Raw genomic sequence first — 249 nt, 5'->3', positions numbered from 1 at the left:
CTTTGGTCCTGTGTTGGCATTTACAACCTTTAAAGATGAAGAAGAAGCCATAAAAATAGCCAATGATACCATCTACGGACTAGGAGCCGGAGTTTGGACGAGGGATGCCTATCAGCTATACAATATTCCGCGCCAGATTGAGGCAGGAAGAGTTTGGGTAAATCAATATCATTCGTATCCGGCAGGAGCACCTTTCGGAGGATATAAGCAGTCTGGAATAGGAAGAGAGAATCATAAAATGATGCTTGA

General features: G+C 43.4%; 1 protein-coding gene. It reads left to right on the top strand.

Annotated elements, in window-relative coordinates; all coding sequences use genetic code 11:
- Nucleotides 1–249, top strand: a 249-nt coding sequence (locus SB679_RS25625; protein WP_410705184.1) for an aldehyde dehydrogenase family protein, incomplete at both ends; no start/stop codon positions are given.

This window comes from Chryseobacterium sp. SIMBA_029 (assembly GCF_046535275.1).
Lineage (GTDB): Bacteria > Bacteroidota > Bacteroidia > Flavobacteriales > Weeksellaceae > Chryseobacterium.
Note: the sequence above shows the minus strand (reverse complement) of the source record. Positions and strands in the feature narration are given on the sequence as shown.